The sequence below is a fragment of the Rhizobium sp. C104 genome (assembly GCF_022354505.1).
In the GTDB taxonomy this organism is placed as follows: Bacteria; Pseudomonadota; Alphaproteobacteria; order Rhizobiales; family Rhizobiaceae; genus Rhizobium; species Rhizobium redzepovicii.
The window spans coordinates 3770383-3791510 of record NZ_CP092348.1; the positions used below are offsets into that span (position 1 = coordinate 3770383).

The window sequence follows — 21128 nt, forward strand, 5'->3', positions numbered from 1 at the left end:
ACGCCGCCGCGGGCGGCGGCATCTCCTTTGTGATTACGCCACCTTGCGCGGCTGCAGCATGCCCGGCTGCAGCACGGTTTCGATGTGCGAGACCATGGTGTTGCGGGCGAAACAATAGATTTCGCCGCAACCGGTCATGCGGAAACCGAGCTTCTCCTGCAGCCGCAGCGAAGCCGGGTTGTCGGCGAAGACGCCGGAATGGATCGGCGTCTCCGGCATGCGGCGCGAAAAGCGCTCGATAATCCCAGCCACCGCCTCGCTCATATAGCCGCGCCGCCAGTAATAGCGGTTCAGCCAATAGCCGAGGTGCCAGCGGCCGTGGCGCAGCTCGATCGAGACGTTGCCGATATGGACATCGTCCTTGCCGGTGATCGCCAACGGCCAGTCCGGCAAGGCGCCCGAGGTGACCGGAACCAGCCAGTCCAGTGCATCCTGCCGGTCGAACGGCGCGGGCACGCGGGACAGCATGCGCGTGACGGCGAAATCGGAAAGCGATTCCGCAATCGCTGGCGCATCGCTCAGCCTGTGGGGGCGGAGCGTCAGCCGGGCGGTCGAGATGACAGGCGCGGGGCCTGGCATCATCGGCTTTGTCTCCGGCCTTTGCAGCGCGGTCGTGCTCATGCGATGTTCCCCCAGCTTCGGAGCGACATCCAGGTCTTGCGGTCGAGCCTGTACCATTCCACCGGCACGTTGCTGCCGAGCGCCAGCGAAGCGGCAAGCCCCGATCCCTGGAACTGGAAGCCGCACTTCTGGATGACGCGGCGCGAGGCGACGTTCATCACCCGGCAGCGGGCGTCGATCTGGTCGATATCCTGGCGTGTTCTGAACACCATATCGACCAGGGCATGGCAGGCCTCGGTGGTATAACCCTTGTTCCAATAGGGCTCGCCCAGCCAGTAGCCGATCTCGACGGTCCTGCCGTCGGCATGCGGCTCGACACCGCAGCAGCCGATAAAGGCGCCGTTTTCGGCTTTGGTGATTGCATAGACGCACTTGCCAATCTCGCCATTTTTCGTGCGACGCACGAAGTCGGCAGCATCATCGGCGGTATAAGGGTGCGGCATACGCGATACCATGGTGGCGACTTTGGCGTTATTGGCGAGATGGGCAAGGGCGTCGATGTCTTCTTCGTGGGGCGCGCGCATGACGAGCCTTTCCGATAACAAGACAGGGCAATCGGTCCTTAACCGCTCCGGCCTCAGCCGTTCTTCGGAAGCCACCTGGCCTTCCCGGGGCGACCGAGATTGGTCAACCCTTAACAATTCGCCTTGCATGTTCAGTCCTCCTGTTTGGACAAAGAAAAGGGGAGATGGCGCCCCATCTCCCCTGTTTTCTGGACTGAACCTGGTACGGCCAGCCGGGTCGATGAGACGCCGGCTGTTTTAGAGCGCTACCGGCTTATTCCGCTGCTTCCGCTTTCGGCATGACAGACACGTAGACGCGACCGTTGGCCTTGGTTCGGTAGTTCACATTGCCGGCGGTAAGCGCAAAAATCGTGTGATCCTTGCCGAGGCCGACGTTGGAACCCGGATGCCACTGCGTCCCGCGCTGACGCACGAGGATGTTGCCTGCGATGACGGCTTCGCCGCCGAACTTCTTCACGCCAAGGCGCTTGGATTCGGAATCGCGACCGTTGCGCGAGGAACCGCCAGCTTTTTTGTGTGCCATTGGAGTTCTCCTTTAAACCTTGTCCCGTTGATCTTACTTGGCAGCCACGATGTCCGTGATACGGACGACCGTGTGATGCTGACGATGGCCGCGCGAACGCTTCGAATTCTGACGGCGGCGCTTCTTGAAGGCAATGACCTTCTTGCCGCGGTTCTGTTCGACGACTTCTGCCTTGACAGAGGCGCCGGTGACGAAGGGCGCACCGATCGCAGCGTCGGCGCCTTCGCCGATCACGAGCACTTCGGTGAATTCAATGGAGTCGCCAGCGGTGGCTTCCAGCTTTTCGATGGTCAGCACGTCGTTGGCTGCCACACGGTACTGTTTACCGCCGGTCTTGATGACTGCGAACATTTTTTATCCTTTCATGTTCGTTCCAGCTCTCCCCGCTGATCAGCAGGGTGGCCGTCTTTTTATCAGTCGAAGTTAAGCAGGGATTTCAGAGGGCTGGCCTCGAGCTCTTCCTGCCGGTGAAACGCCCCACGCGAGCGCGGGACTGGCAAGGCACGGATTACTCCGAACCTATTGCGCAGCCGAGATACGCGAGTGACAAAAAAGTGTCAAGGCAAAAGGATGGAATGCTTCGACTTTTCGGCTTGCCAACCCGTCACAGGCTCGTTATGAGAACGCCCGCGCCGAACAAGCGCCGACCTGACCGCGGAGAGGTGGCAGAGTGGTCGAATGCACCGCACTCGAAATGCGGCATACCTGCAAGGGTATCGTGGGTTCAAATCCCACCCTCTCCGCCATGAATTTCCCGGGATTATTAACGTTTTGAGATTACCGGGAGATTGCCGTGACCGGCGCTCAGAATCGCATGCATTCCAAGGCCGCACGAGAGCCGCTCCCGAATCAAACATCGCGCTTTGCTTGCGCTGATTCTGCCCGATATGCATTGAGCGAAACAGGCAGGAGACAAATATACGGGGTGGCTCTTGGTGCGGTATCTCGTCAGGTACCCAGCACCTTCTTCACCCAGGTGCCAACCTCATCACCGCTGCTCATATCTGCCTGCACCAGCCCATCGATCATGAAGGTCGGCGAGACGTGGATGCCGTTTTGCCGGGCATATTTGCAGTGCCACTTGATCTCCCGGTCGAGATCCGGGATTGCGAAGGCTTCTTTCAGCTTGACGCCGCTGTAGCGTTCCAGGCGCTCGATGATCTGGTTCGGCGTCACATCCATATTCGGGCCGCCGGCATGGCGCTCGAATTCGAATTCCTCCCGGTGAGCCGCGATGGCGGCCATCACCTTCTTTGCTGTCTGCTTGCCACCTTCCAACGTTGAGGCTGCGATGATGCAGCGGACGAGGACACCCGAATACATATGCCAGGGCTGCGACTGCAGGCGGATCTTCACGGTGATCCTGTCTTCGCCCGCCTGGCTCAGCAGTTCTTCGAACTTATTGAACGCTCTGACCGAGTAAGGGCAAGTCGGCTCCAGAAAGGCTTCGAAGATGCGGGATCCAGTGCCCAAGTCAGCGGATCGGCGTGCCAGGAAGTGGTCGTCATGGAATTCCTCTCTGAGGTAAAGTATCCGGAGCAACTTAGGTCACCAGGCTCCAGAAGCCATGCTTCTTGCCGTGCCGACGTTTGAGTTCCGCGACATAGAGGTCATGGGATCTGGTGTTGCCGAAATCATCGATATGAGGCGCAAAGGATGCACAGTCCGCCAGATGCCTCGCCGCATGCTTATAGCGGCCGGACCGGCCGCTATCGAGCGCGAAATCGATAATGGAGCGCAAGACAATGGTTGCCGCGAGCGGATGTTTCTCCGCCAGAGCTTCGGCCGCCAGCGTCATCGAGCTCATAGAGATTGCCATCCAGTTCCGCCTTTCTGCTCACTACAAGTTTTGCCGCCTCGGCAGGCGTCGGCCAATTGAGAAAAAACGCAAGTGCCTGGTGGACGTCAGGAAAAGCCCGGGCATGGACAAATGCCTTCTCCTCGGCCTCAAGATCGTCGAAATCAGGCAGCCGCCTGAGGAAAGCCTTGAGGTGCTCGCTATGCAGCGACTGCTCGAAACATGTCCATCTATAGGTCTGTGCCTCCGCTGCACGCCCCAGGGCCTCGAGCGTCTCAACGCGCGCGCGCTGCCATTCGAATGGCATGTCGGCCCAGCCTCTCCTGTCGGCCTCATCCAACGTCTCAAGCGCTTCCTTCGCCCGACCGGCCGAGAGCAGACGATTGGCGATGTCGGCAGCTATCATCGGCGCCTTGCGCGCGTCCTCGGGGTGTTGGCCAATGTAGGCATCAACATCGCCCTGGGCGTCGGCAATTTCCTGCAAGGCTATGCGCACCGTTAGATCTCGCTGCGTGCCGCCGATCTCATCTTCGTAAAGGGGGCCCGCGCTGCCCCAGCCGATGATCTCGCGCTCGTCTTCCGCCGGCTTGTCTTTCGGCTCCTTGGACCATTGGACGAAGAGGGTCTTCAAGCAATCGAGACCATCCTTGCCGAGAGCTGGCGCCATCGCCGCAATCAGGTTGTCGTACTGGCCGTAACCATCGTCTTGCACGGCTTTGAACACCTTCTCGGCCAGGACATTGGAGTCAATCTTGGCGGACGCGGCGATTGCGGCAGCATCCTCGCAAGCCTGATGAAAACTTTGGATGACAGAACCGCTGCTCTCGTTGGATCTCTCAAAGATCGAATTCGCCAGGGCGAGGAACTGCCATATCAGTTCGAAGGCCTCCTGGGGATCATCTGCGGCAACCGTCTCTGTGATCGTCTTGCGCTGCGTTTCCAGGTCGGTCTTCAGCGCCTTCACTTTGCGCCAGTTGATGAGGGTGCGAGCGCGGGCGATGCTGGCAAGCCGCTTTCGTACCTCACGCGCGACCTCGGCGCTGCCGTAATTGCCGGCAAGCTCCATTCGAAGCCGTCGCTTGTGGGCAGCACTGCCCATGCTGATCTCGACCAGCAGCTCGGCAAGGCGATGCGCACCAAGGGATTCAAGATTCTTCGCATTGAGTGTTGTCTTGGCTGCCATCGGTCATCGCTATCGTTTCTGCGATGACCCTACCCTGCAGGCGGTGCGAGGCCAAGGTCCGGGAATGTGCACAGGGATAATCCTCTGTGCCTCGCTATTAGCTAAAAACTAACGCTGCCTCGTAACGACTCCTAAAGCCGGTTTTGGCACCTTGTTGCCTGTCGAATATTGCTTCCAATTTCTCGCTGGGGTTGATTATGAGTCATAATAAAGACGCCTGGGTCAGCCAGCGCGCTTATTCACTATGGGAATCGGAAGGCAGGCCGGATGGGCGTGGGGAAAGCCATTGGGCGCAGGCGCTGAGGGAGTTCGAGCAACTGGAGCTGACGAAGGCCTCGCCTGATGGAAACGATCTCATCGAGAAGCTGAAGGCAGCCGGGCGGCTGATGCGGATCTATGACGAGTCGGCGCCCGCCGTTCAGAACGACCGGCAGATGAAGGCGGCTCGCTAGGCCGTATTTTTCAATCCTTGGGTTGCCGAAATATTCAGCGGCATTCCAGGCGGACGATCGGCCTTGCCGGCAGGCGTCTTGCCACCTCGACGAAACCGGCATCCAGAAACATCGACAGCGTTCCCGGATAGAGCTCGGCTCCGTTCGAAGCACGGGCTGCCTGATCGACAGGGTAGGCTTCGAGACATTCGGCGCCGTTCGCGCTTGCGAATTCGACGGCGTGTTTCAATAACAATCGCGACAGACCCTGCCGCCGGAACGGCTTGCGGGCGATGAAGCAATTGATCGACCAAACCGGCTTGTCATCCACCGGCGCAAAGGGTTTTGAGCGGCGCAGCCGATCGAATACGGCGCGTGGCGCGACACCGCACCATCCGGCCGGTTCATTCTCGTGATAACCGAGAATACCGGGCGGGCGCCGTTCGGCGACGAGGCTTCGGAACCAGGTGCGATTTCCCTCGCCCCATCCTGCCTTGTAGTCGGCATTCGGACGATACCAGTAAGCGCAGCGACAATTCCGGCCGTCGGCGCAATCGTCGAAGACCGCTTCGATATCGGCCAGGCGGTCGGTGGTTGCGGGGAAGAAAGAGAAGCGATCCTGCATCCGGGCAAATTATGGCGCGGGCGGGTGATCGGCAAGCAGTCGCCCGTGCCGGCCGATCAGCCGCGGCGGCCCACCAGCTTGCAATGCTTATTCTTTAGCGGCCGACGTCGTCCGGCTGTCGCCGCCGGTCGGCATTCGCCGGCGTGCGGCTCGCCCTGACGCTACTGGCGTGCGGCCCAGCTCAGGCCACGCCGCAGGATGAGGGGCATGTAGGGATGGTCGAATTCGGCTGCGACATGGCCGAGGGCGGAATAGAAGATGCGGCCGGCACCGAAATGGCGCTTGAAGGCGACCGGCATCACGACATTGCGGGCTGCCGGATCATAGGCGCCGGTGAAGGTGGTGGTCGCCAGGATTTCGACTGTCGGATCATAATGCAGATAATATTGCTCCGACCGGTAGTCGAAATCGGGAATGCCGTCCATGACCGGATCGTCCTGGCGGGTAACGGCGACGCGGAAGTCGATGATGTTGCCGGGATGAGCGACCCAGGTGACGCCGGAGACATAGCGGAAAGGCGCGCTTTCCTTGAAGGAGGTGGCGAGCGCGCCGTGATGGCCGGCAAGCCCCAGCCCGCCGCGCACGGCTTCGACCAAGGCGCTAGCGTGGGGTTTTTCCAGCGTTTCGCCGGTGATGATCGGCACCAGCAGATCGGCTTTGGCGAGCGTCGGCGATCCGAATATGCCGAGATCGCCGGTGACCTCGACCGTAAAATCGTCCTCGCGTAAGAGATCGGCGACGATATGAGCGCATTGCTCCGGCTCATGGCCCTGCCAGCCGCCCCAAACGACCAATGCCTTCCTCATTCGCGCGCTCCCCTGTCCGATTGCCGCGGTCCGTTGCATCATGGTGGTGAACGCCCCTTAGAGGGGGCGGCTATGCAAATCACGCGAATAATTCGCGAAGGTTGGCGGTTCGGGCCAAATCATATAGGGCCGGGGCAGTTCGGCATTTGACGTATTGTCCGTTCACGCCGATCGTAATTCCTTCTTTTTATTGACGTGTATCTCGTCTAGGTTTCTTTCATCTCTCGCTAATAATAAGGGTGGTGCATGGCAGGTGAAACGGTTCTTGTCGTCGGCGGCGCCGGTTATATCGGCTCGCATACGTGTCTCGACTTGGCGAACAAGGGCTACAAGCCTGTCGTCTTCGATAATTTTTCCAACGGCCATCGCGAGTTCGTCAAATGGGGGCCGGCCGAGGAAGGCGATATTCGCGATCGCCCCCGGCTGGACGAGGTGCTCGCCAAGCACAAGCCGGCAGCGATCCTGCATTTTGCAGCACTGATCGAGGTCGGCGAATCGGTCAAGGATCCGGTTTCCTTCTACGAGAACAATGTGATCGGCACGTTGACGCTGCTTTCGGCGGCGCAGGCGGCCGGCATCAATGCCTTCGTCTTCTCCTCCACCTGCGCCACCTACGGCCTGCCGCAGAGCGTGCCGCTCGACGAGACGCATCGGCAGGTGCCGATCAATCCCTACGGGCGGACGAAATATATCGTCGAACAGGCGCTTGCCGATTACGACCAGTACAAGAGCCTGCGCTCGGTGGTGCTGCGCTATTTCAATGCCGCCGGCGCTGATTTCGAAGGCCGGATCGGCGAATGGCACCAGCCGGAGACGCATGCGATCCCGCTGGCGATCGACGCGGCACTCGGCCGCCGCCAAGGCTTCAAGGTGTTCGGCAGCGATTATGAGACGCGCGACGGCACCTGCGTGCGCGACTATATCCATGTGCTGGATCTTGCCGATGCGCATGTGCGCGCCGTCGAATATCTGCTGAAGGGCGGAGAGTCCGTCGCGCTCAACCTCGGCACCGGCACCGGCACCACGGTCAGGGAATTGCTCGGCGCGATCGAGGATGTGTCGAACCGGCCTTTCCCGGTCGAATATATCGGCCGACGCGAAGGCGATTCGCATACGCTGGTCGCCAATAACGACAAGGCGCGCGACGTGCTCGGCTGGGTGCCGCAGTATGATCTCAATCAGATCATCCGTTCCGCCTGGAACTGGCATGCCAAAACCAACCAGCATTGAGCCCGGAATTGAGAAGGGCGCTAGGCCGAACATCCTGCTGATCACGGCGGACCAGTGGCGTGGCGATTGCCTGTCGGTCGTCGGTCATCCTTGCGTGAAAACGCCCAATGTCGATGCGCTGGCGCGCCAGGGCACGCTGTTCCGGCGGCACTATGCAGGGGCGGCGCCCTGCTCGCCGGCGCGGGCCACACTCTATACCGGCCTCTACCAGATGAACCATCGCGTCTGCCGCAATGGTTCGCCGCTTGATGCCCGCTTCGACAATCTGGCGCTGGCCGCCCGGCGGGCGGGATACGACCCGACGCTGTTCGGCTATACGGACACGGCGCCCGATCCGCGTGGCATGGATGCCAATGATGCGCATCTGACGAGTTATGAAGGCGTGTTGCCAGGCTTTACTTCACGCCAGCTTCTGCCGGAGCATGAAAGGCAGTGGCTCTCCTGGCTCCGATCCCGCGGTCATCGGGACGCCGTCAGCCGCGACATCCATATTCCCGTCGGCGCTGCAGCCGGCGACATTTCCGATGCGGCGCCGGCCTATTCCAGCGACGAGACCCAGACGGCGTTCCTCGCCGGCGAGTTCATCCGCTGGCTGGGTGAGCAGGACAGGCCGTGGTTTGCGCATGTCTCTTTCCTGCGCCCGCATCCGCCCTTTTCGGTGCCGGAGCCATTCAACCGGATGTTCACGCCGGGCGAGGGGCCGGCTTTTGCGCGAGCGGCAAACGCCCAAGCGGAAGAGGCGCGTCATCCCTATCTCGCCTATGCGATGCCGCGCACCGGCAAGGGCAGTTTCATCCACGGCGCGAAGGGGCCGCTCAGCGATTGGAACGGCGAGGATTTCGCGGCGATCCGGGCGATCTATTACGGCATGATAGCAGAGGTCGATGCGCAGCTCGGCCGGATCTGGCAGGCGCTGCAGGATGCCGGCGCTTGGGACGATACGCTTATCGTCTTCACCTCGGACCACGCCGAGATGGCGGGCGACCACTGGTCGCTGGGGAAGGGCGGCTTCTTCGACGGCAGCTACCATATTCCGCTTGTCATTCGCGATCCCGCAAGCGGGGCGGCGGCCGGGGTCGTCGACGATTTCACCAGCGCTGCGGATGTTTTTCCGACCCTCTGTCAAAGGCTAGGCATCGAGGCGCAGAACGGGCTCGACGGCCGATCGCTCATGCCTTTCGTCGAGGGCGGTAGCGCGGACGGCTGGCGGGATGCGGCATTCTGGGAATTCGATTTCCGCGATATCGCCGGCGGCGAGACGGAGCGGTATTTCGGGCTCAGGTCGAACGAGTGCAATCTCGCGGTGATCCGCGACGCGCGGTTCAAATATGTGCATTTTTCCGCCTTGCCGCCGTTGCTCTTCTATCTCGGCGACGATCCGATGGAGCTTAAGAATGTCGCGGCCGATCCCGCCTATGCGGCGATCCGGCTCGACTATGCCGAAAAGCTGCTGTCGCTGAGGGCGCGGCACCTCGATCAGACGCTCGCCTATACCGAGCTGACGGAAAAAGGGCCGGTGACGCGCCGGCCCTGATGCCTTTTACCCGAGATAATCGCGCTTGCCGATCGGCGCACCCTGGTTGCGCAGGATGGCGTGGGCGGTAGTGACGTGGAAATAGAAGTTTGGTAGGGCGAAGGCGGTGACATAGTCGACGCCCGGAAGCACGATGCCGCTCTTGCCCGGCAGGGTGATTTCCCGCGCTTCCGTGCCCTCCAGCGCTTCCTCAGAGAAGCCGGCGAGATAGGCTTCGGTCTTGGCCAGACGCTCGCGCAGTTCGTCGAACGTCTTCTCATTGTCCTCGAATTTCGGGGCGTCGGTGGCGGTCAGCCTAGAGAGGGTGAATTTGGCGCTGTCGCTGGCGCGCTGATACTGGCCGGAGAGCGGCAGCATGTCGGGCGCGAGACGCGCGGCGACCAAGACGGCGGGATCGATGTTCTTTTCCTTCGCATAGGCTTCCGCCTTGTCGAGATAGGTTTTCAGGCTGGCGAGGCCGCGCTGGAACATCGGAACGGTGAGGCGATAGATCGAAATGGACATCTGTCCTGTCTCCAAAATCTTTAAATGACTGGCCGCGTCGAGAAATCGAAGACGCCTGCGGCCGCGGTCCCGCCTTCGATCTCCATAGATGGAGGCGGTCTTGGTCTTTCACAACAGAGGCAATGCAGGCGGTGATCGCGACGTGCGCGGCCTTGCGTCTTCTTCCCGATCTCGTCGCCGCGAAAGAGGCTTGACGCCGTTCCCAGAAAATGGAATGAATATTCCGAAGAGCAAATTTTACGGTTTGTTTGTTCCGTTTTGCACGGAGCGCCGCAGGAGAGGCGGCAGGAAATCGCGGCTCCAGGGCAAATGCCTGGGGCTCCGGCGTGAGGAGGGTGCAGCCGGGCACCGTTTGTGGAGGAAGTAAAATGAAAAAGTTTATCCTGGGCACTGCGATGGCGCTCGTCATGTCGACGGCCGCTCACGCAGAAACCGTCGGCGTTTCGATGGCGAAATTCGACGACAACTTTCTGACCGTGCTGCGAAACGGCATGACCGATTATGCCAAGACGCTGAGCGGCGTAACCCTGCAGGTCGAAGACGCGCAGAACGACGTTTCCAAGCAGCAGAGCCAGATCCAGAATTTCATCGCCTCCAAGGTCGATGCCATCATCGTCAACCCGGTCGATACCGACGCGACCACGGCAATGTCGAAGCTCGCCGCCGATGCCGGCATTCCGCTGGTTTACGTCAACCGCCAGCCGGTCAATGTCGACACGTTGCCGGACAAACAGGCCTTCGTCGCCTCCAACGAGCAGGAATCCGGTACGCTGGAAACCAAGGAAATCTGCCGCATTCTCGGCGGCAAGGGCAAGGCCGTCGTCATCATGGGCGAGCTTTCCAACCAGGCTGCGCGCATGCGCACCCAGGACGTCCATGACGTCATCAAGACCGATGAATGCAAGGGCCTGGAGATCGTCGAAGAGCAGACGGCCAACTGGGATCGTACCCAAGGCGCCGACCTGATGACCAACTGGCTCTCCAGCGGCATCGAATTCGACGCGGTTATCTCCAACAACGACGAAATGGCGATCGGCGCCATCCAGGCGCTGAAGGCAGCCGGCAAGGACATGACCAAGGTCGTCGTCGGTGGTGTCGACGCCACGCAGGACGCGCTTGCCGCCATGCAGGCAGGCGATCTCGACGTCACGGTGTTCCAGGATGCCGCCGGCCAGGGCAAGGGTTCGCTCGACACGGCGCTCAAGCTCGCCAAGGGCGAAAAGACCGAGAAGAAGGTTTATATTCCCTTCCAGCTCGTCACGCCTGAAAACGTCAAGGACTTCGTCACCAAGAACTGAGGCGAACGCCAAACCGGATGCGGGCTTTGCCCGCATCCTTTTCGCCTGTCCGGAGGAGATGATATGGCCGTCAGCCCGACAACCATGGCCGCCGTGCGCGCGAGCGGCGCAGTCCCGAATGCGGAATATCTGTTGAGCGCCGAGGGCGTTCGCAAGGAATTTCCCGGTGTCGTCGCCCTCGACGACGTGCAGTTCCGGCTGAAGCGCGCCTCCGTGCATGCGCTGATGGGCGAAAACGGCGCCGGCAAATCGACGCTGATGAAGATCCTCGCCGGCATCTACATACCCGATAAAGGTGACATCCGCCTGAAAGGCATCGAGATCCAGCTGAAATCTCCGCTCGACGCGCTGGAGAACGGCATTGCCATGATCCATCAGGAACTGAACCTGATGCCGTTCATGACGGTTGCCGAAAATATCTGGATCCGCCGCGAACCGAAGAACCGCTTCGGCTTCGTCGATCACGGCGTGATGCATCGCATGACCGAAGAGCTGTTTGCCCGGCTGAATATCGACATCGATCCCGATATCGAGGTCCGGTACCTGTCGGTCGCCAACCGGCAGATGGTCGAGATCGCCAAGGCGGTTTCCTATAATTCCGACGTGCTGATCATGGACGAGCCGACTTCGGCGCTGACCGAGCGCGAGGTCGAGCACCTCTTTCGCATTATCCGCGACCTCAGGGCGCAGGGCATCGGCATCGTCTACATCACCCACAAGATGAACGAGCTTTTCGAGATCGCCGACGAGTTCTCCGTCTTTCGTGACGGCCGTTATATCGGCACGCATGCCTCCACCGATGTGACCCGCGACGACATCATCCGCATGATGGTCGGGCGCGAGATCACCCAGATGTTCCCCAAGGAAGAGGTGCCGATCGGCGAGGTCATGCTCTCGGTCAAGGATCTTTGCCTCAACGGTGTCTTCAAGAACGTCTCCTTCGAGGTGCGGGCGGGCGAGATCCTCGGCGTGGCCGGCCTGGTCGGTTCCGGGCGGTCGAATGTCGCCGAAACGCTGTTTGGCGTGACGCCGGCAAGCTCCGGCTCGATCGAGCTCTACGGCAAGCCGGTGACGATTTCCTCGCCGACCGAGGCCATCCGCCACCAGATGGCGTTCCTGACCGAGGACCGCAAGGATACCGGCTGTCTGCTGATCCTCGATATTCTCGAGAACATGCAGATCGCCGTGCTGCAGGACAGATACGTCAAGGGCGGCTTCGTGCAGCAGGGTGCCATCGAGGCGACCTGCGAAGACATGGCAAAAAAGCTGCGGGTGAAAACCCCAATCTCTACGAGCGGGTGGAGAATCTTTCGGGCGGCAATCAGCAGAAGGTGCTGATCGGGCGCTGGCTGCTCACCAATCCGCGGATCCTCATCCTCGACGAGCCGACGCGCGGCATCGATGTCGGGGCCAAGGCGGAAATCCACCGGCTGGTGACCGAAATGGCGCGAAACGGCGTGGCGGTCATCATGATCTCATCCGAGATGCCCGAGGTTCTCGGGATGAGCGACCGCATCATGGTCATGCATGAGGGACGCGTGACCGGTTTCCTCAATCGCGATGAAGCAACGCAGATCAAGGTGATGGAGCTGGCTGCGCAGTGATGCGCCGTCCGTCATCGCCCAAGGGAGGTTTGACATGAGTACCAAGGCAGCAGAGGGCGCGGCTCCGCTCGCAACCCGGCAACGGCGGCGGCGTTTGCCGACCGAGCTCAGCATTTTCCTCGTGCTCGTCGGCATCGCGCTCATCTATGAAGCGCTCGGCTGGATGTTCATCGGCCAAAGCTTCCTGATGAATTCGCAGCGCCTGACGATCATGATCCTGCAGGTCTCCGTCATCGGCATCATCGCCGTCGGCGTCACCCAGGTCATCATCACCGGCGGTATCGACCTGTCATCCGGCTCGGTCGTCGGCATGACGGCGATGATCGCCACGAGCTTCGCCCAATCGTCGACCTGGGGACGGGCGGTCTTTCCGTCGCTGACCGACCTGCCGGCTTTCGTGCCGATCATGATCGGGCTGCTGATCGGGGCGGCCGCCGGTCTCGCCAACGGCGCGCTCATCGCCTACACGAAAATCCCACCGTTCATTGCAACGCTCGGCATGTTCGTTTCGGCCCGCGGTGTCGCGAAGTGGTATACGAAGGGACAGCCGGTTTCCGGGATCACCGAGCAGTTTCACTTCATCGGCACCAAGGCGTGGCCGGTCGTCGTCTTCCTGGTCGTTGCGCTGATCTTTCACATCGCGCTGCGCTACACCCGTTACGGCAAGTTCACCTATGCCATCGGCGCCAACCCGCAGGCGGCACGCGTTTCCGGCATCAACATCGAGGCGCATCTCGTCAAGGTCTATGTGATCGCCGGATTGCTGGCCGGCTTGGCCGGCATCGTCACGGCGGCACGCGCCGAAACCGCGCAGGCCAGCATGGGCGTCGGATATGAACTCGATGCGATCGCCGCGACCGTCATCGGCGGCACTTCGCTCACCGGCGGCGTCGGGCGCATCACCGGCACCGTCATCGGCACCATCATCCTCGGGGTCATGACATCAGGTTTCACCTTCCTTAGGATCGACGCCTATTACCAGGAGATCGTCAAAGGTCTGATCATCGTCGCGGCTGTGGTCATCGACGTCTACCGCCAAAAGAAGCGCCGCAAGCACTGATCTCAGATAGTGCGATCCGAATTGTTTTCGCGGGGGCTTCGGCCCCCGTTCCGTTTTTAGAGCGCGAGAACGGATTTATAAAAAAGAGGTGGCGAATTCCGTCAGCTTTTCTATTCTGGTCTTCCCGCTCGGGCAGCGCAGGAAGACAGATGCAATTCGTATTTGACGGCCACAACGACGTTCTCCTTCGACTCTGGACACATTCAAAAGACGGCAGCGATCCGATCGCGGAATTTGCAGAGGGCACGACGGTCGGGCATATCGATGCGCGCCGGGCCAGGGAGGGTGGCCTTTCAGGCGGTCTTTGCGCCATCTATATTCCCTCCGGCGATCTGGTCTTTGCCGATCCGGATGCCGAAGGCCGTTATATCACGCCGATGGCGGCCCCTCTCGATCCGCTCCCTTCCCTTGCCATTGCCACTGAAATGGCCGCGATCGCGCTGCGGCTCGACCAGGCCGGCGCCTGGCGGCTCTGCCGGACGGTAAAAGATATCCGCGGCGCCATGGCCGACAATATTTTTGCCGCCGTCCTGCATATGGAGGGCTGCGAGGCTATCGGCGCCGATCTTGCGGCGCTCGAGGTGTTCTACGCAGCCGGGCTGCGGTCGCTCGGGCCGGTCTGGAGCCGGCACAATGTCTTCGGTTACGGCGTGCCCTTCGCCTTCCCGATGTCGCCGGACACGGCGCCCGGTCTTACCGATGCCGGCTTCGCGCTGGTCAGGGAATGCAATCGTCTCGGCATCGTGGTCGACCTGGCCCATATCACCGAAAAGGGCTTTTGGGACGTGGCGAAGACGACAGACCAGCCGCTGGTCTCCAGCCATTCCAATGCCCACGCATTGACGCCGGTCGCGCGCAATCTGACCGACAGGCAGCTCGATGCGATCCGCGAAAGCCGCGGGCTCGTCGGCATCAATTATGCCACCGCCATGCTGCGTCCCGACGGCCGCTCGGATAGCGATACACCGCTTGCCGACATGGTCCGCCATATCGACTATCTGGTGAACCGCATCGGCATCGATTGCGTGGGCCTCGGATCGGACTTCGACGGGGCCACAATTCCTGAGGAAATCGGCGATGCCAGCGGCAATCAGAAGCTGATTGCCGCTCTCAGGGAGGTTGGTTATGGTGAGGCCGATCTCACGAAACTTGCCCGTGAAAATTGGCTTCGCATCCTCGCACAAGCCTGGCGGGAGGACGACGCCTAAAGCGTTGCGCACCTCTGGACGCGCCAGGAATGGGCAATAGTTTTAATGAGGCAGGACCGACAAAACGCTTCGTAATCAATCAAAACAGGGGGAACTGACCATGATGATGACCAAGCTTAGCCGCAATTTCCGCATGCTTTCCACGGGGGCTGCTCTTTCGCTGCTGATGATGACAGCACCCGCCGCCTTCGCCGAGACACCCAAGGATACGCTGGTCGAGGGCTTTGCCATCGACGACATCATCACGATGGATCCCGGCGAGGCGTTCGAGCTTTCGACCGCCGAAGTCACCAGCAACAGCTACAGCCTGCTCGTCCGTCTCGACATGGAGGACACGTCCAAGGTGAAGGGTGATCTGGCCGAGAGCTGGAGCGTTTCCGATGACGGTCTGACCTATACGTTCAAGCTTAAATCCGGCATGAAATTCGCTTCCGGCAACCCGATCACCGCCGAGGACGTCGCGTGGTCGTTCGAGCGCGCCGTCAAGCTCGACAAGAGCCCGGCCTTCATCCTCACCCAGTTCGGCCTGACCGGCGACAACGTCACCGAAAAGGCCAAGGCGGCCGATGCCGGCACCTTCGTCTTCACCGTCGACAAGGCCTATGCGCCGAGCTTCGTGCTCAACTGCTTGACGGCAACGGTTGCCTCCGTCGTCGACAAGAAGCTGGTGATGGAGCATGTGAAGGCGGTGACACCCGATGCCGAGCACAAATACGACAATGATTTCGGCAATGAATGGCTGAAAACAGGCTATGCCGGCTCCGGGGCCTACAAGCTGCGCGAATGGCGCGCCAACGAAGTGGTCGTTCTGGAACGCAACGACAATTATTACGGCGACAAGGCAAAGCTCAACCGCGTCATCTACCGCTATATGAAGGAAAGCGCTGCCCAGCGCTTGGCGCTCGAAGCCGGCGATATCGATATCGCCCGCAACCTCGAGCCTGGCGACATCGACGCCGTTTCCAAAAATGCCGATCTCGCGACGACGAGCGCGCCGAAGGGCACGATCTATTATGTCAGCCTCAACAACAAGAACGAGAACCTGAAGAAGCCCGAGGTCCAGGAAGCCTTCAAATACCTGGTCGACTATGATGCGATCGGCGCAACGCTGATCAAGGGGATCGGCGAAATCCACCAGACCTTCCTGCCGAAGGGCCAGCTCGGCGCGCTCGACGAAAATCCCTACAAGCTCGATGTCGCCAAGGCCAAGGAACTGCTCGCCAAGGCCGGCGTGCCCGATGGTTTCTCGATCACCATGGATGTGCGCAACACGCAGCCGGTGACCGGGATCGCCGAATCCATGCAGCAGACGCTGGCGCAGGCCGGCGTGAAGATGGAAATCATCCCGGGTGACGGCAAGCAGACGCTGACCAAGTACCGCGCCCGCACCCACGACATGTATATCGGCCAGTGGGGCTCGGATTATTTCGACCCGAATTCCAATGCCGATACCTTTACCGGCAATCCCGACAATTCCGACGCCGGCACGGTGAAGACGCTCGCATGGCGCAATGCCTGGGAAGCGCCGGAGCTCGACAAACAGGCGAAGGCCGCACTGCTGGAACGCGATGCCGCCAAGCGCGCCGCCATATATCAGGATATCCAGAAGAAATATCTGGCCAATAGCCCCTTCGTCTTCATCTTCCAGCAGACCGAAGTGGCCGGCTACCGCAAGAACCTGAAGGACTTCAAGCTGGGTCCGAGCTTCGACACCAATTTCGTCGGTCCGATCGCCAAGGAATAGTCCGGCAGGATCGATCGCTTGAGCACCGTCGAAACAACACAGGAGGCGCGGCCCCGCAAGGGCCGTGCAGGGGCCTTTACAAAGGCTGCCGGGCGGTTCCTGTTTGCCGCCGTCACCACCTATCTCGGCCTCCTGGCCGTCACCTTCTTCATCGGCCGCGTCGTGCCGATCGATCCCGTGCTCGCCATTCTCGGTGACCGCGCGCCCAGCCACGTCGTCGAGCGGGTGCGCCAGGAAATGGGCTTCAACCTGCCGCTCTATCAGCAGTTCTTCATCTATATCAAAGGTATCCTGTCCGGTGATTTCGGCAATTCGGTGCTGACGACCAATCCCGTCATGGTCGATATCCGCCGCGTCCTGCCGGCAACCATCGAGCTTGCGACGCTCGGAACGCTGATCGGCGCTTTCGTCGGCGTGCCGCTCGGCGTTCTCGCCGCCGTGCGCCGCGGCAGCATCGCCGACCAGGTGGTGCGCGTCGTCGGCCTCGTCGGTTATTCGGTGCCGATCTTCTGGCTGGCGCTGATTTCGCTCGTCATCTTCTATGCGCAGCTGCGCTGGGTGGCATTTCCCGGCCGCATCGACATCGTTTTCGAATATACGTTCACGCCGATCACGGGCCTGTATCTGCTAGATAGTGCCTGGCAGGGTCAATGGGACGTCTTCTACGACGTCTTTCGCCACATCATCCTGCCTGCATCGCTGCTCGGCTATTTCTCGCTCGCCTATATCAGCCGCATGACGCGCAGCTTCATGCTGAACGAGCTTTCCCAGGAATATATCGTCGCCGCGCGCGCCAAAGGGCTTTCGGAAACGCGGGTGATCTGGGGCCACGCGCTGCGCAATGCCGCCGTGCCGCTGGTCACCGTCATCGCGCTTTCCTATGCCGGCCTGCTCGAAGGATCGGTGCTGACCGAGACCGTCTTCTCCTGGCCCGGCATCGGGCTTTACATCACCAATTCACTGCAGAACGCCGATATGAACGCCGTGCTCGGCGGCACCATCGTCATCGGCACTGTTTTCATCGGCATCAACCTTCTGTCCGATCTTCTCTACCGGACGCTCGACCCGAGGACGCGAAACCGATGACCGCTCCCGCCAGCCCATCTCCTGCGATGAGCCGCCGCGAATGGTTGTTGTCCGACCGGCCGCAATCGCGTCTGCAGGCGCGTCTTGGCCGCGCCTACGTCACCTGGCGGCAGTTCACGGCCAACCGGCTTGCCGTCGTCGGCCTGCTGATCATCGTCGCGCTGCTTTTCGTCGCCGCCTTCGCCAATCTCATCGCCACGCATGATCCCGTCGTCGGCGATCTGCGCAATGCACGGCTGCTGCCGCCGGGAACGGCTGAATACCTGCTCGGCACCGACGACCAGGGCCGCGATATCTTTTCGAGGCTGATCTACGGATCGCGTTTGACGCTGCTCGTCATCGTGCTCGTCGCCGTTATCTCGGCGCCGATCGGCCTGATCGTCGGCACGGTTTCCGGATATGCCGGAGGCTGGGTCGATGCGACGCTGATGCGCATCACCGATATTTTTCTCGCCTTTCCGAAGCTGGTGCTGGCGCTCGCCTTCGTCGCCGCGCTCGGCCCTGGCATTCAGAACGCGATCATCGCCATCGCCATCACATCCTGGCCGCCCTATGCCCGCATCGCCCGCGCCGAGACGCTGACAGTCCGGCGCTCCGACTATATCTCGGCGGTGAAGCTGATGGGCGCCTCGCCGTTCCGCATCATCCTGCGCCATGTCATGCCGCTCTGCATTTCCTCGCTGATCGTGCGCGTGACGCTCGACATGGCGGGCATCATCCTGACGGCGGCCGGTCTCGGCTTCCTTGGCCTCGGGGCGCAGCCGCCGCTGCCGGAATGGGGGGCGATGATCGCCTCGGGACGGCGTTTCATTCTCGATCAATGGTGGGTCGCAGCCATGCCCGGCATCGCCATCCTCATCGTCAGCCTCGGTTTCAATCTGCTCGGCGACGGCCTGCGCGACGCGCTCGATCCGAAGGAGGCCGGCCAGTGACGACACTTCTGACGGTCGACAATCTCAAGGTCAGCTATCCCACGCGCACCGGGGTGATCGAGGCCGTGCGCGGCGTCTCCTTCACGCTCGGCAAGGAAAGGCTCGGCATCGTCGGCGAATCAGGCTCCGGCAAGTCGCAGACCGGCCGGGCGATCATGGGCCTGACGCCGAAACACGGCGTTGTCACCGCCGACAGGCTAGACTTCAACGGCATCGACCTCATCAAAGCCTCCACCGGCGAAAGGCGCAGGCTGCGCGGCAAGCGCATCGCCATGATCCTGCAGGATCCGAAATATTCGCTCGACCCGGTCATGTCGATCGGGCGGCAGATCTGCGAAACCTTGCGCACGCATGAAAAAGTCGGCAAGGCGGAGGCGCGCGAGCGGGCGCTCGCCATGCTGGAAGCGGTGCAGATCCGCGACCCGAAACGGGTCTTCGACCTGCATCCGCACGAGGTTTCGGGCGGCATGGGGCAGCGGGCGATGATCGCCATGATGCTGATTGCCGGGCCCGAACTGCTGATTGCCGACGAGCCGACCTCGGCGCTGGACGTGACGGTGCAGCTCGATGTGCTCAGAATCATGGACAGGCTGGTGGCGGAGCGCGGCATGGGGCTGATCTTTGTTTCCCATGATCTCAGGCTGGTTTCCTCCTTCTGCGACCGGGTGATCGTCATGTATGCCGGAAAGATCGTCGAGGAGACTCGCGGCCGCCGATCTCAAACATGCGCAGCATCCCTATACGCAAGGACTGCTGAACTGCATGCCCGAGATCGGCTCGAACCGTCATCCGCTGCCGGTGCTCGACCGCAGGCCGGAGTGGGCGGCATGATCGCAGCTCTGGAGATCGACAATCTCAGCGTCGTCTACGATGAATTTCATGCGCTGAAGGATGTCAGCCTTGCGGTCGAACGCGGCGAATCCTTTGGCCTCGTCGGTGAATCCGGTTCGGGAAAATCGACCTTGCTGCGCGCTGTCGCCGGCCTTGCGCCGATCAGCAGCGGGGCGATCCGCATCGATGGCGAAGCGCTGAGGGGTTCGAAGCGCAGTAAAACCTTCTATCGCCGCGTGCAGATGGTCTTTCAGGATCCCTATGGTTCGCTGCATCCGCGCCAGACCATCGACCGGCTTCTGCTCGAGCCGCTGGCAATCCATGATATTGACGACAGCGAGAGGCGCATCGAACGCGCCCTCGACGAGGTCGGCCTCGGCAATGGTTTCCGTTTCCGCTATCCGCACCAGCTCTCGGGTGGCCAGCGGCAGCGCGTGGCGATCGCCCGGGCATTGATCGTCGAGCCGTCGATCCTGCTGCTCGACGAGCCGACCTCGGCGCTCGACGCCTCGGTGCAGGCCGAGGTGCTGAACCTGCTGGAGCAGATCCGGCGCGACCGCAAGCTCACCTTCGTGATGGTGAGCCATGATCTAGGCGTCGTCACCCATATGTGCGAAAGGCTGGCGGTGATGCGCAACGGCGCCGTCGTCGAGCGGCTGAGCTCCCGGGAACTGGCGGAGGGTGCGGTTCGTGAGGACTACACGAGAAATTTGATGATCGCCAGCAAGGGGTTCGTCAAAGCCTGAAAGCCAATCTTTTCAGCGCGTTGAAAAGAAAAGACCAGCGGCGGCGTTAAGGATAAGATTTTCCTAAAAGACGACCATTCAACTAGACTATTGACAGCTGCCCCGCTTCTGTCATGATCCTGTTAACGATTGTTAGCTTTCGTGATCGATGGAGGTTGAGGCATGTTCTTTCTCGGTGGGATGACCATGGGCTACCTCGATCCTCCCGTGAAAGCCGATCGCCGGGAACAGGTTTCGGCCTCCATTCCTGCGGAAAAGGATCGTCGGCTGATCGAGATCCCCGCCAACCCGTCTCAGACCGAGGACAGCGTCGAGCGTCCGTGGATCTGGGCATGGCGCACAGTCTGCTAAAATGCGGACTGCTAAAAAGACAGGCTGCTGAAAGGGCTGGTTGAATTTTCTCTTTCGTTCGCTCTGGACGGAAATTTATCTCTACCTACTTGATAGAGAATATAAGAATATCAACGCGAGCCGCACAACCGGCCGCTTAAAAACAACGGAGGCGACATATGGCAGATCTGGGTATTTCGCATGCTCACGTGAACCAATACGGTTCCGTAGAGACCAAGAAGCCGCTGACCACACGCCATAGGCTTCAAACGATGCTCCATGGAGCCATTTTCACCGCGGCATTCCTGTTCGTCGTGGCCATGGTTTGCGGCGTCGTCGGCTGATCGGCGAATGTTAGACGCCGGCGAATGCCGGCGTTGCGGCGGTTTTCGCCTGGTTGATCGGTATCCGATCCCCTTTTTCTTCTGTACGTCTTCATTTCATCACGAGCGGCCGCATCGAACTTACTCGTGCGACGCATTTCCGATCTTTTGTCTGCATGTCGGCGTT

At 60.9% G+C, this 21128-nt stretch carries 19 protein-coding genes, 1 tRNA gene and 4 pseudogenes; 15 read left to right on the forward strand and 9 right to left on the reverse strand.

The features are described 5' to 3' along the window. Positions 1-33: 33 nt before the first annotated feature. The 4 genes from MF410_RS19755 to rplU form a co-directional block, all read right to left on the reverse strand. Positions 34-621 (reverse strand): GNAT family N-acetyltransferase, encoded by a 588-nt coding sequence (locus MF410_RS19755; RefSeq protein WP_097625045.1) that lies wholly within the window; start codon positions 619-621, stop codon positions 34-36. Further along, positions 618-1274, reverse strand: a complete 657-nt coding sequence (locus MF410_RS19760; protein WP_239619985.1) for a GNAT family protein — start codon at positions 1272-1274, stop codon at positions 618-620. Before MF410_RS19760 ends, MF410_RS19755 begins: the two co-directional genes overlap by 4 nt. A gap of 124 nt (positions 1275-1398) precedes the next feature. Then, complete coding sequence (gene rpmA, locus MF410_RS19765) at positions 1399-1668, reverse strand: 50S ribosomal protein L27 (RefSeq protein WP_003567620.1); 270 nt, start codon at positions 1666-1668, stop codon at positions 1399-1401. Between the two features lie 33 nt (positions 1669-1701). Beyond that, positions 1702-2019 (reverse strand): 50S ribosomal protein L21, encoded by a 318-nt coding sequence (rplU, locus tag MF410_RS19770; protein WP_003543907.1) that lies wholly within the window; start codon positions 2017-2019, stop codon positions 1702-1704. Positions 2020-2324: 305 nt separating this feature from the next. On the opposite strand from rplU, the gene MF410_RS19775 reads away from it, so the two are divergent. Further along, a tRNA-Ser gene (locus MF410_RS19775) sits at positions 2325-2414 on the forward strand. 202 nt (positions 2415-2616) lie between these two features. On the opposite strand, the pseudogene MF410_RS19780 reads toward MF410_RS19775, so the two are convergent. Further along, positions 2617-3176: pseudogene (locus MF410_RS19780) on the reverse strand (thioredoxin domain-containing protein). 35 nt (positions 3177-3211) lie between these two features. Beyond that, positions 3212-4649 (reverse strand): annotated as a pseudogene (locus MF410_RS19785) (DUF6880 family protein). 197 nt (positions 4650-4846) lie between these two features. Between MF410_RS19785 and MF410_RS19790 the strand changes: the two are divergent. Beyond that, positions 4847-5101, forward strand: a complete 255-nt coding sequence (locus MF410_RS19790) for a DUF2934 domain-containing protein (protein WP_097625041.1) — start codon at positions 4847-4849, stop codon at positions 5099-5101. Between the two features lie 34 nt (positions 5102-5135). Here the strand turns inward: MF410_RS19790 and MF410_RS19795 are convergent, their stop codons facing one another. Further along, positions 5136-5705, reverse strand: coding sequence for a GNAT family N-acetyltransferase (locus MF410_RS19795; protein WP_097625040.1), 570 nt, complete (start codon positions 5703-5705; stop codon positions 5136-5138). Between the two features lie 161 nt (positions 5706-5866). After that, the gene (locus MF410_RS19800) at positions 5867-6511 is read right to left on the reverse strand and encodes a ThuA domain-containing protein (RefSeq protein WP_097625039.1); all 645 of its coding nucleotides are present in this window, start codon (positions 6509-6511) and stop codon (positions 5867-5869) included. Between the two features lie 246 nt (positions 6512-6757). Here MF410_RS19800 and galE point away from each other — a divergent pair, with 246 nt between their 5' ends. Both galE and MF410_RS19810 read left to right on the forward strand, forming a co-directional pair. After that, entirely contained in the window at positions 6758-7741 is a 984-nt protein-coding gene (gene galE / locus MF410_RS19805) for a UDP-glucose 4-epimerase GalE (RefSeq protein WP_097625038.1), read from the forward strand. Beyond that, entirely contained in the window at positions 7719-9275 is a 1557-nt protein-coding gene (locus tag MF410_RS19810; RefSeq protein WP_239619988.1) for an alkaline phosphatase family protein, read from the forward strand. Before galE ends, MF410_RS19810 begins: the two co-directional genes overlap by 23 nt. A 6-nt stretch (positions 9276-9281) precedes the next feature. On the opposite strand, the gene MF410_RS19815 is transcribed toward MF410_RS19810, so the two are convergent. Continuing rightward, the gene (locus tag MF410_RS19815; RefSeq protein WP_097625036.1) at positions 9282-9779 is read right to left on the reverse strand and encodes a DUF1993 domain-containing protein; all 498 of its coding nucleotides are present in this window, start codon (positions 9777-9779) and stop codon (positions 9282-9284) included. A gap of 368 nt (positions 9780-10147) precedes the next feature. Between MF410_RS19815 and MF410_RS19820 the strand changes: the two genes are divergently transcribed. The 11 genes and pseudogenes from MF410_RS19820 (at position 10148) to MF410_RS19870 (ending at position 20962) form a co-directional block, all read left to right on the forward strand. Further along, a complete protein-coding gene (locus tag MF410_RS19820) occupies positions 10148-11077 on the forward strand; it encodes a sugar ABC transporter substrate-binding protein (RefSeq protein ID WP_088936927.1) in 930 nt (309 codons plus the stop codon). Between the two features lie 63 nt (positions 11078-11140). Then, positions 11141-12681: pseudogene (locus MF410_RS19825) on the forward strand (sugar ABC transporter ATP-binding protein). Positions 12682-12715: 34 nt separating this feature from the next. Next, complete coding sequence (locus tag MF410_RS19830; protein WP_049733299.1) at positions 12716-13741, forward strand: ABC transporter permease; 1026 nt, start codon at positions 12716-12718, stop codon at positions 13739-13741. A 149-nt stretch (positions 13742-13890) separates the two neighbouring features. Next, positions 13891-14949: a dipeptidase gene (locus MF410_RS19835; protein WP_097625035.1), complete on the forward strand. Its 1059-nt coding sequence runs from the start codon at positions 13891-13893 to the stop codon at positions 14947-14949. Positions 14950-15049: 100 nt separating this feature from the next. Further along, entirely contained in the window at positions 15050-16693 is a 1644-nt protein-coding gene (locus MF410_RS19840) for an ABC transporter substrate-binding protein (RefSeq protein ID WP_131710927.1), read from the forward strand. An 18-nt stretch (positions 16694-16711) separates the two neighbouring features. Then, positions 16712-17779 (forward strand): ABC transporter permease, encoded by a 1068-nt coding sequence (locus MF410_RS19845; RefSeq protein ID WP_097625033.1) that lies wholly within the window; start codon positions 16712-16714, stop codon positions 17777-17779. Further along, the gene (nikC, locus tag MF410_RS19850) at positions 17776-18711 is read left to right on the forward strand and encodes a nickel transporter permease (protein ID WP_097625032.1); all 936 of its coding nucleotides are present in this window, start codon (positions 17776-17778) and stop codon (positions 18709-18711) included. The genes MF410_RS19845 and nikC overlap by 4 nt, the downstream gene beginning before the upstream one ends. Further along, positions 18708-19542 (forward strand): annotated as a pseudogene (locus MF410_RS19855) (ABC transporter ATP-binding protein). The gene nikC and the pseudogene MF410_RS19855 overlap by 4 nt, the downstream one beginning before the upstream one ends. Then, a complete protein-coding gene (locus tag MF410_RS19860) occupies positions 19539-20288 on the forward strand; it encodes an ABC transporter ATP-binding protein (RefSeq protein WP_239619990.1) in 750 nt (249 codons plus the stop codon). Before MF410_RS19855 ends, MF410_RS19860 begins: the two are co-directional and overlap by 4 nt. A gap of 162 nt (positions 20289-20450) precedes the next feature. Next, on the forward strand, positions 20451-20639 hold the full coding sequence (locus MF410_RS19865) for a hypothetical protein (RefSeq protein WP_097625030.1): 189 nt from the start codon (positions 20451-20453) through the stop codon (positions 20637-20639). 158 nt (positions 20640-20797) lie between these two features. Then, positions 20798-20962, forward strand: coding sequence for a hypothetical protein (locus MF410_RS19870; RefSeq protein ID WP_165503891.1), 165 nt, complete (start codon positions 20798-20800; stop codon positions 20960-20962). The last annotated feature ends 166 nt before the right edge of the window (positions 20963-21128 follow it).

What these genes read in the sequence shown, in the direction of transcription:
- rpmA (WP_003567620.1), bottom strand. Translation starts at nt 1,668, where the DNA reads ATGGCACACAAAAAAGCTGGCGGTTCCTCGCGCAACGGTCGCGATTCC.
- MF410_RS19820 (WP_088936927.1), top strand. Translation starts at nt 10,148, where the DNA reads ATGAAAAAGTTTATCCTGGGCACTGCGATGGCGCTCGTCATGTCGACG.
- MF410_RS19840 (WP_131710927.1), top strand. Translation starts at nt 15,050, where the DNA reads ATGATGATGACCAAGCTTAGCCGCAATTTCCGCATGCTTTCCACGGGG.
- MF410_RS19800 (WP_097625039.1), bottom strand. Translation starts at nt 6,511, where the DNA reads ATGAGGAAGGCATTGGTCGTTTGGGGCGGCTGGCAGGGCCATGAGCCG.
- galE (WP_097625038.1), top strand. Translation starts at nt 6,758, where the DNA reads ATGGCAGGTGAAACGGTTCTTGTCGTCGGCGGCGCCGGTTATATCGGC.
- nikC (WP_097625032.1), top strand. Translation starts at nt 17,776, where the DNA reads ATGACCGCTCCCGCCAGCCCATCTCCTGCGATGAGCCGCCGCGAATGG.
- MF410_RS19760 (WP_239619985.1), bottom strand. Translation starts at nt 1,274, where the DNA reads ATGCAAGGCGAATTGTTAAGGGTTGACCAATCTCGGTCGCCCCGGGAA.
- MF410_RS19830 (WP_049733299.1), top strand. Translation starts at nt 12,716, where the DNA reads ATGAGTACCAAGGCAGCAGAGGGCGCGGCTCCGCTCGCAACCCGGCAA.
- MF410_RS19835 (WP_097625035.1), top strand. Translation starts at nt 13,891, where the DNA reads ATGCAATTCGTATTTGACGGCCACAACGACGTTCTCCTTCGACTCTGG.
- MF410_RS19870 (WP_165503891.1), top strand. Translation starts at nt 20,798, where the DNA reads ATGGCAGATCTGGGTATTTCGCATGCTCACGTGAACCAATACGGTTCC.
- MF410_RS19810 (WP_239619988.1), top strand. Translation starts at nt 7,719, where the DNA reads ATGCCAAAACCAACCAGCATTGAGCCCGGAATTGAGAAGGGCGCTAGG.
- MF410_RS19860 (WP_239619990.1), top strand. Translation starts at nt 19,539, where the DNA reads ATGATCGCAGCTCTGGAGATCGACAATCTCAGCGTCGTCTACGATGAA.
- MF410_RS19815 (WP_097625036.1), bottom strand. Translation starts at nt 9,779, where the DNA reads ATGTCCATTTCGATCTATCGCCTCACCGTTCCGATGTTCCAGCGCGGC.
- MF410_RS19865 (WP_097625030.1), top strand. Translation starts at nt 20,451, where the DNA reads ATGTTCTTTCTCGGTGGGATGACCATGGGCTACCTCGATCCTCCCGTG.
- MF410_RS19790 (WP_097625041.1), top strand. Translation starts at nt 4,847, where the DNA reads ATGAGTCATAATAAAGACGCCTGGGTCAGCCAGCGCGCTTATTCACTA.
- rplU (WP_003543907.1), bottom strand. Translation starts at nt 2,019, where the DNA reads ATGTTCGCAGTCATCAAGACCGGCGGTAAACAGTACCGTGTGGCAGCC.
- MF410_RS19795 (WP_097625040.1), bottom strand. Translation starts at nt 5,705, where the DNA reads ATGCAGGATCGCTTCTCTTTCTTCCCCGCAACCACCGACCGCCTGGCC.
- MF410_RS19755 (WP_097625045.1), bottom strand. Translation starts at nt 621, where the DNA reads ATGAGCACGACCGCGCTGCAAAGGCCGGAGACAAAGCCGATGATGCCA.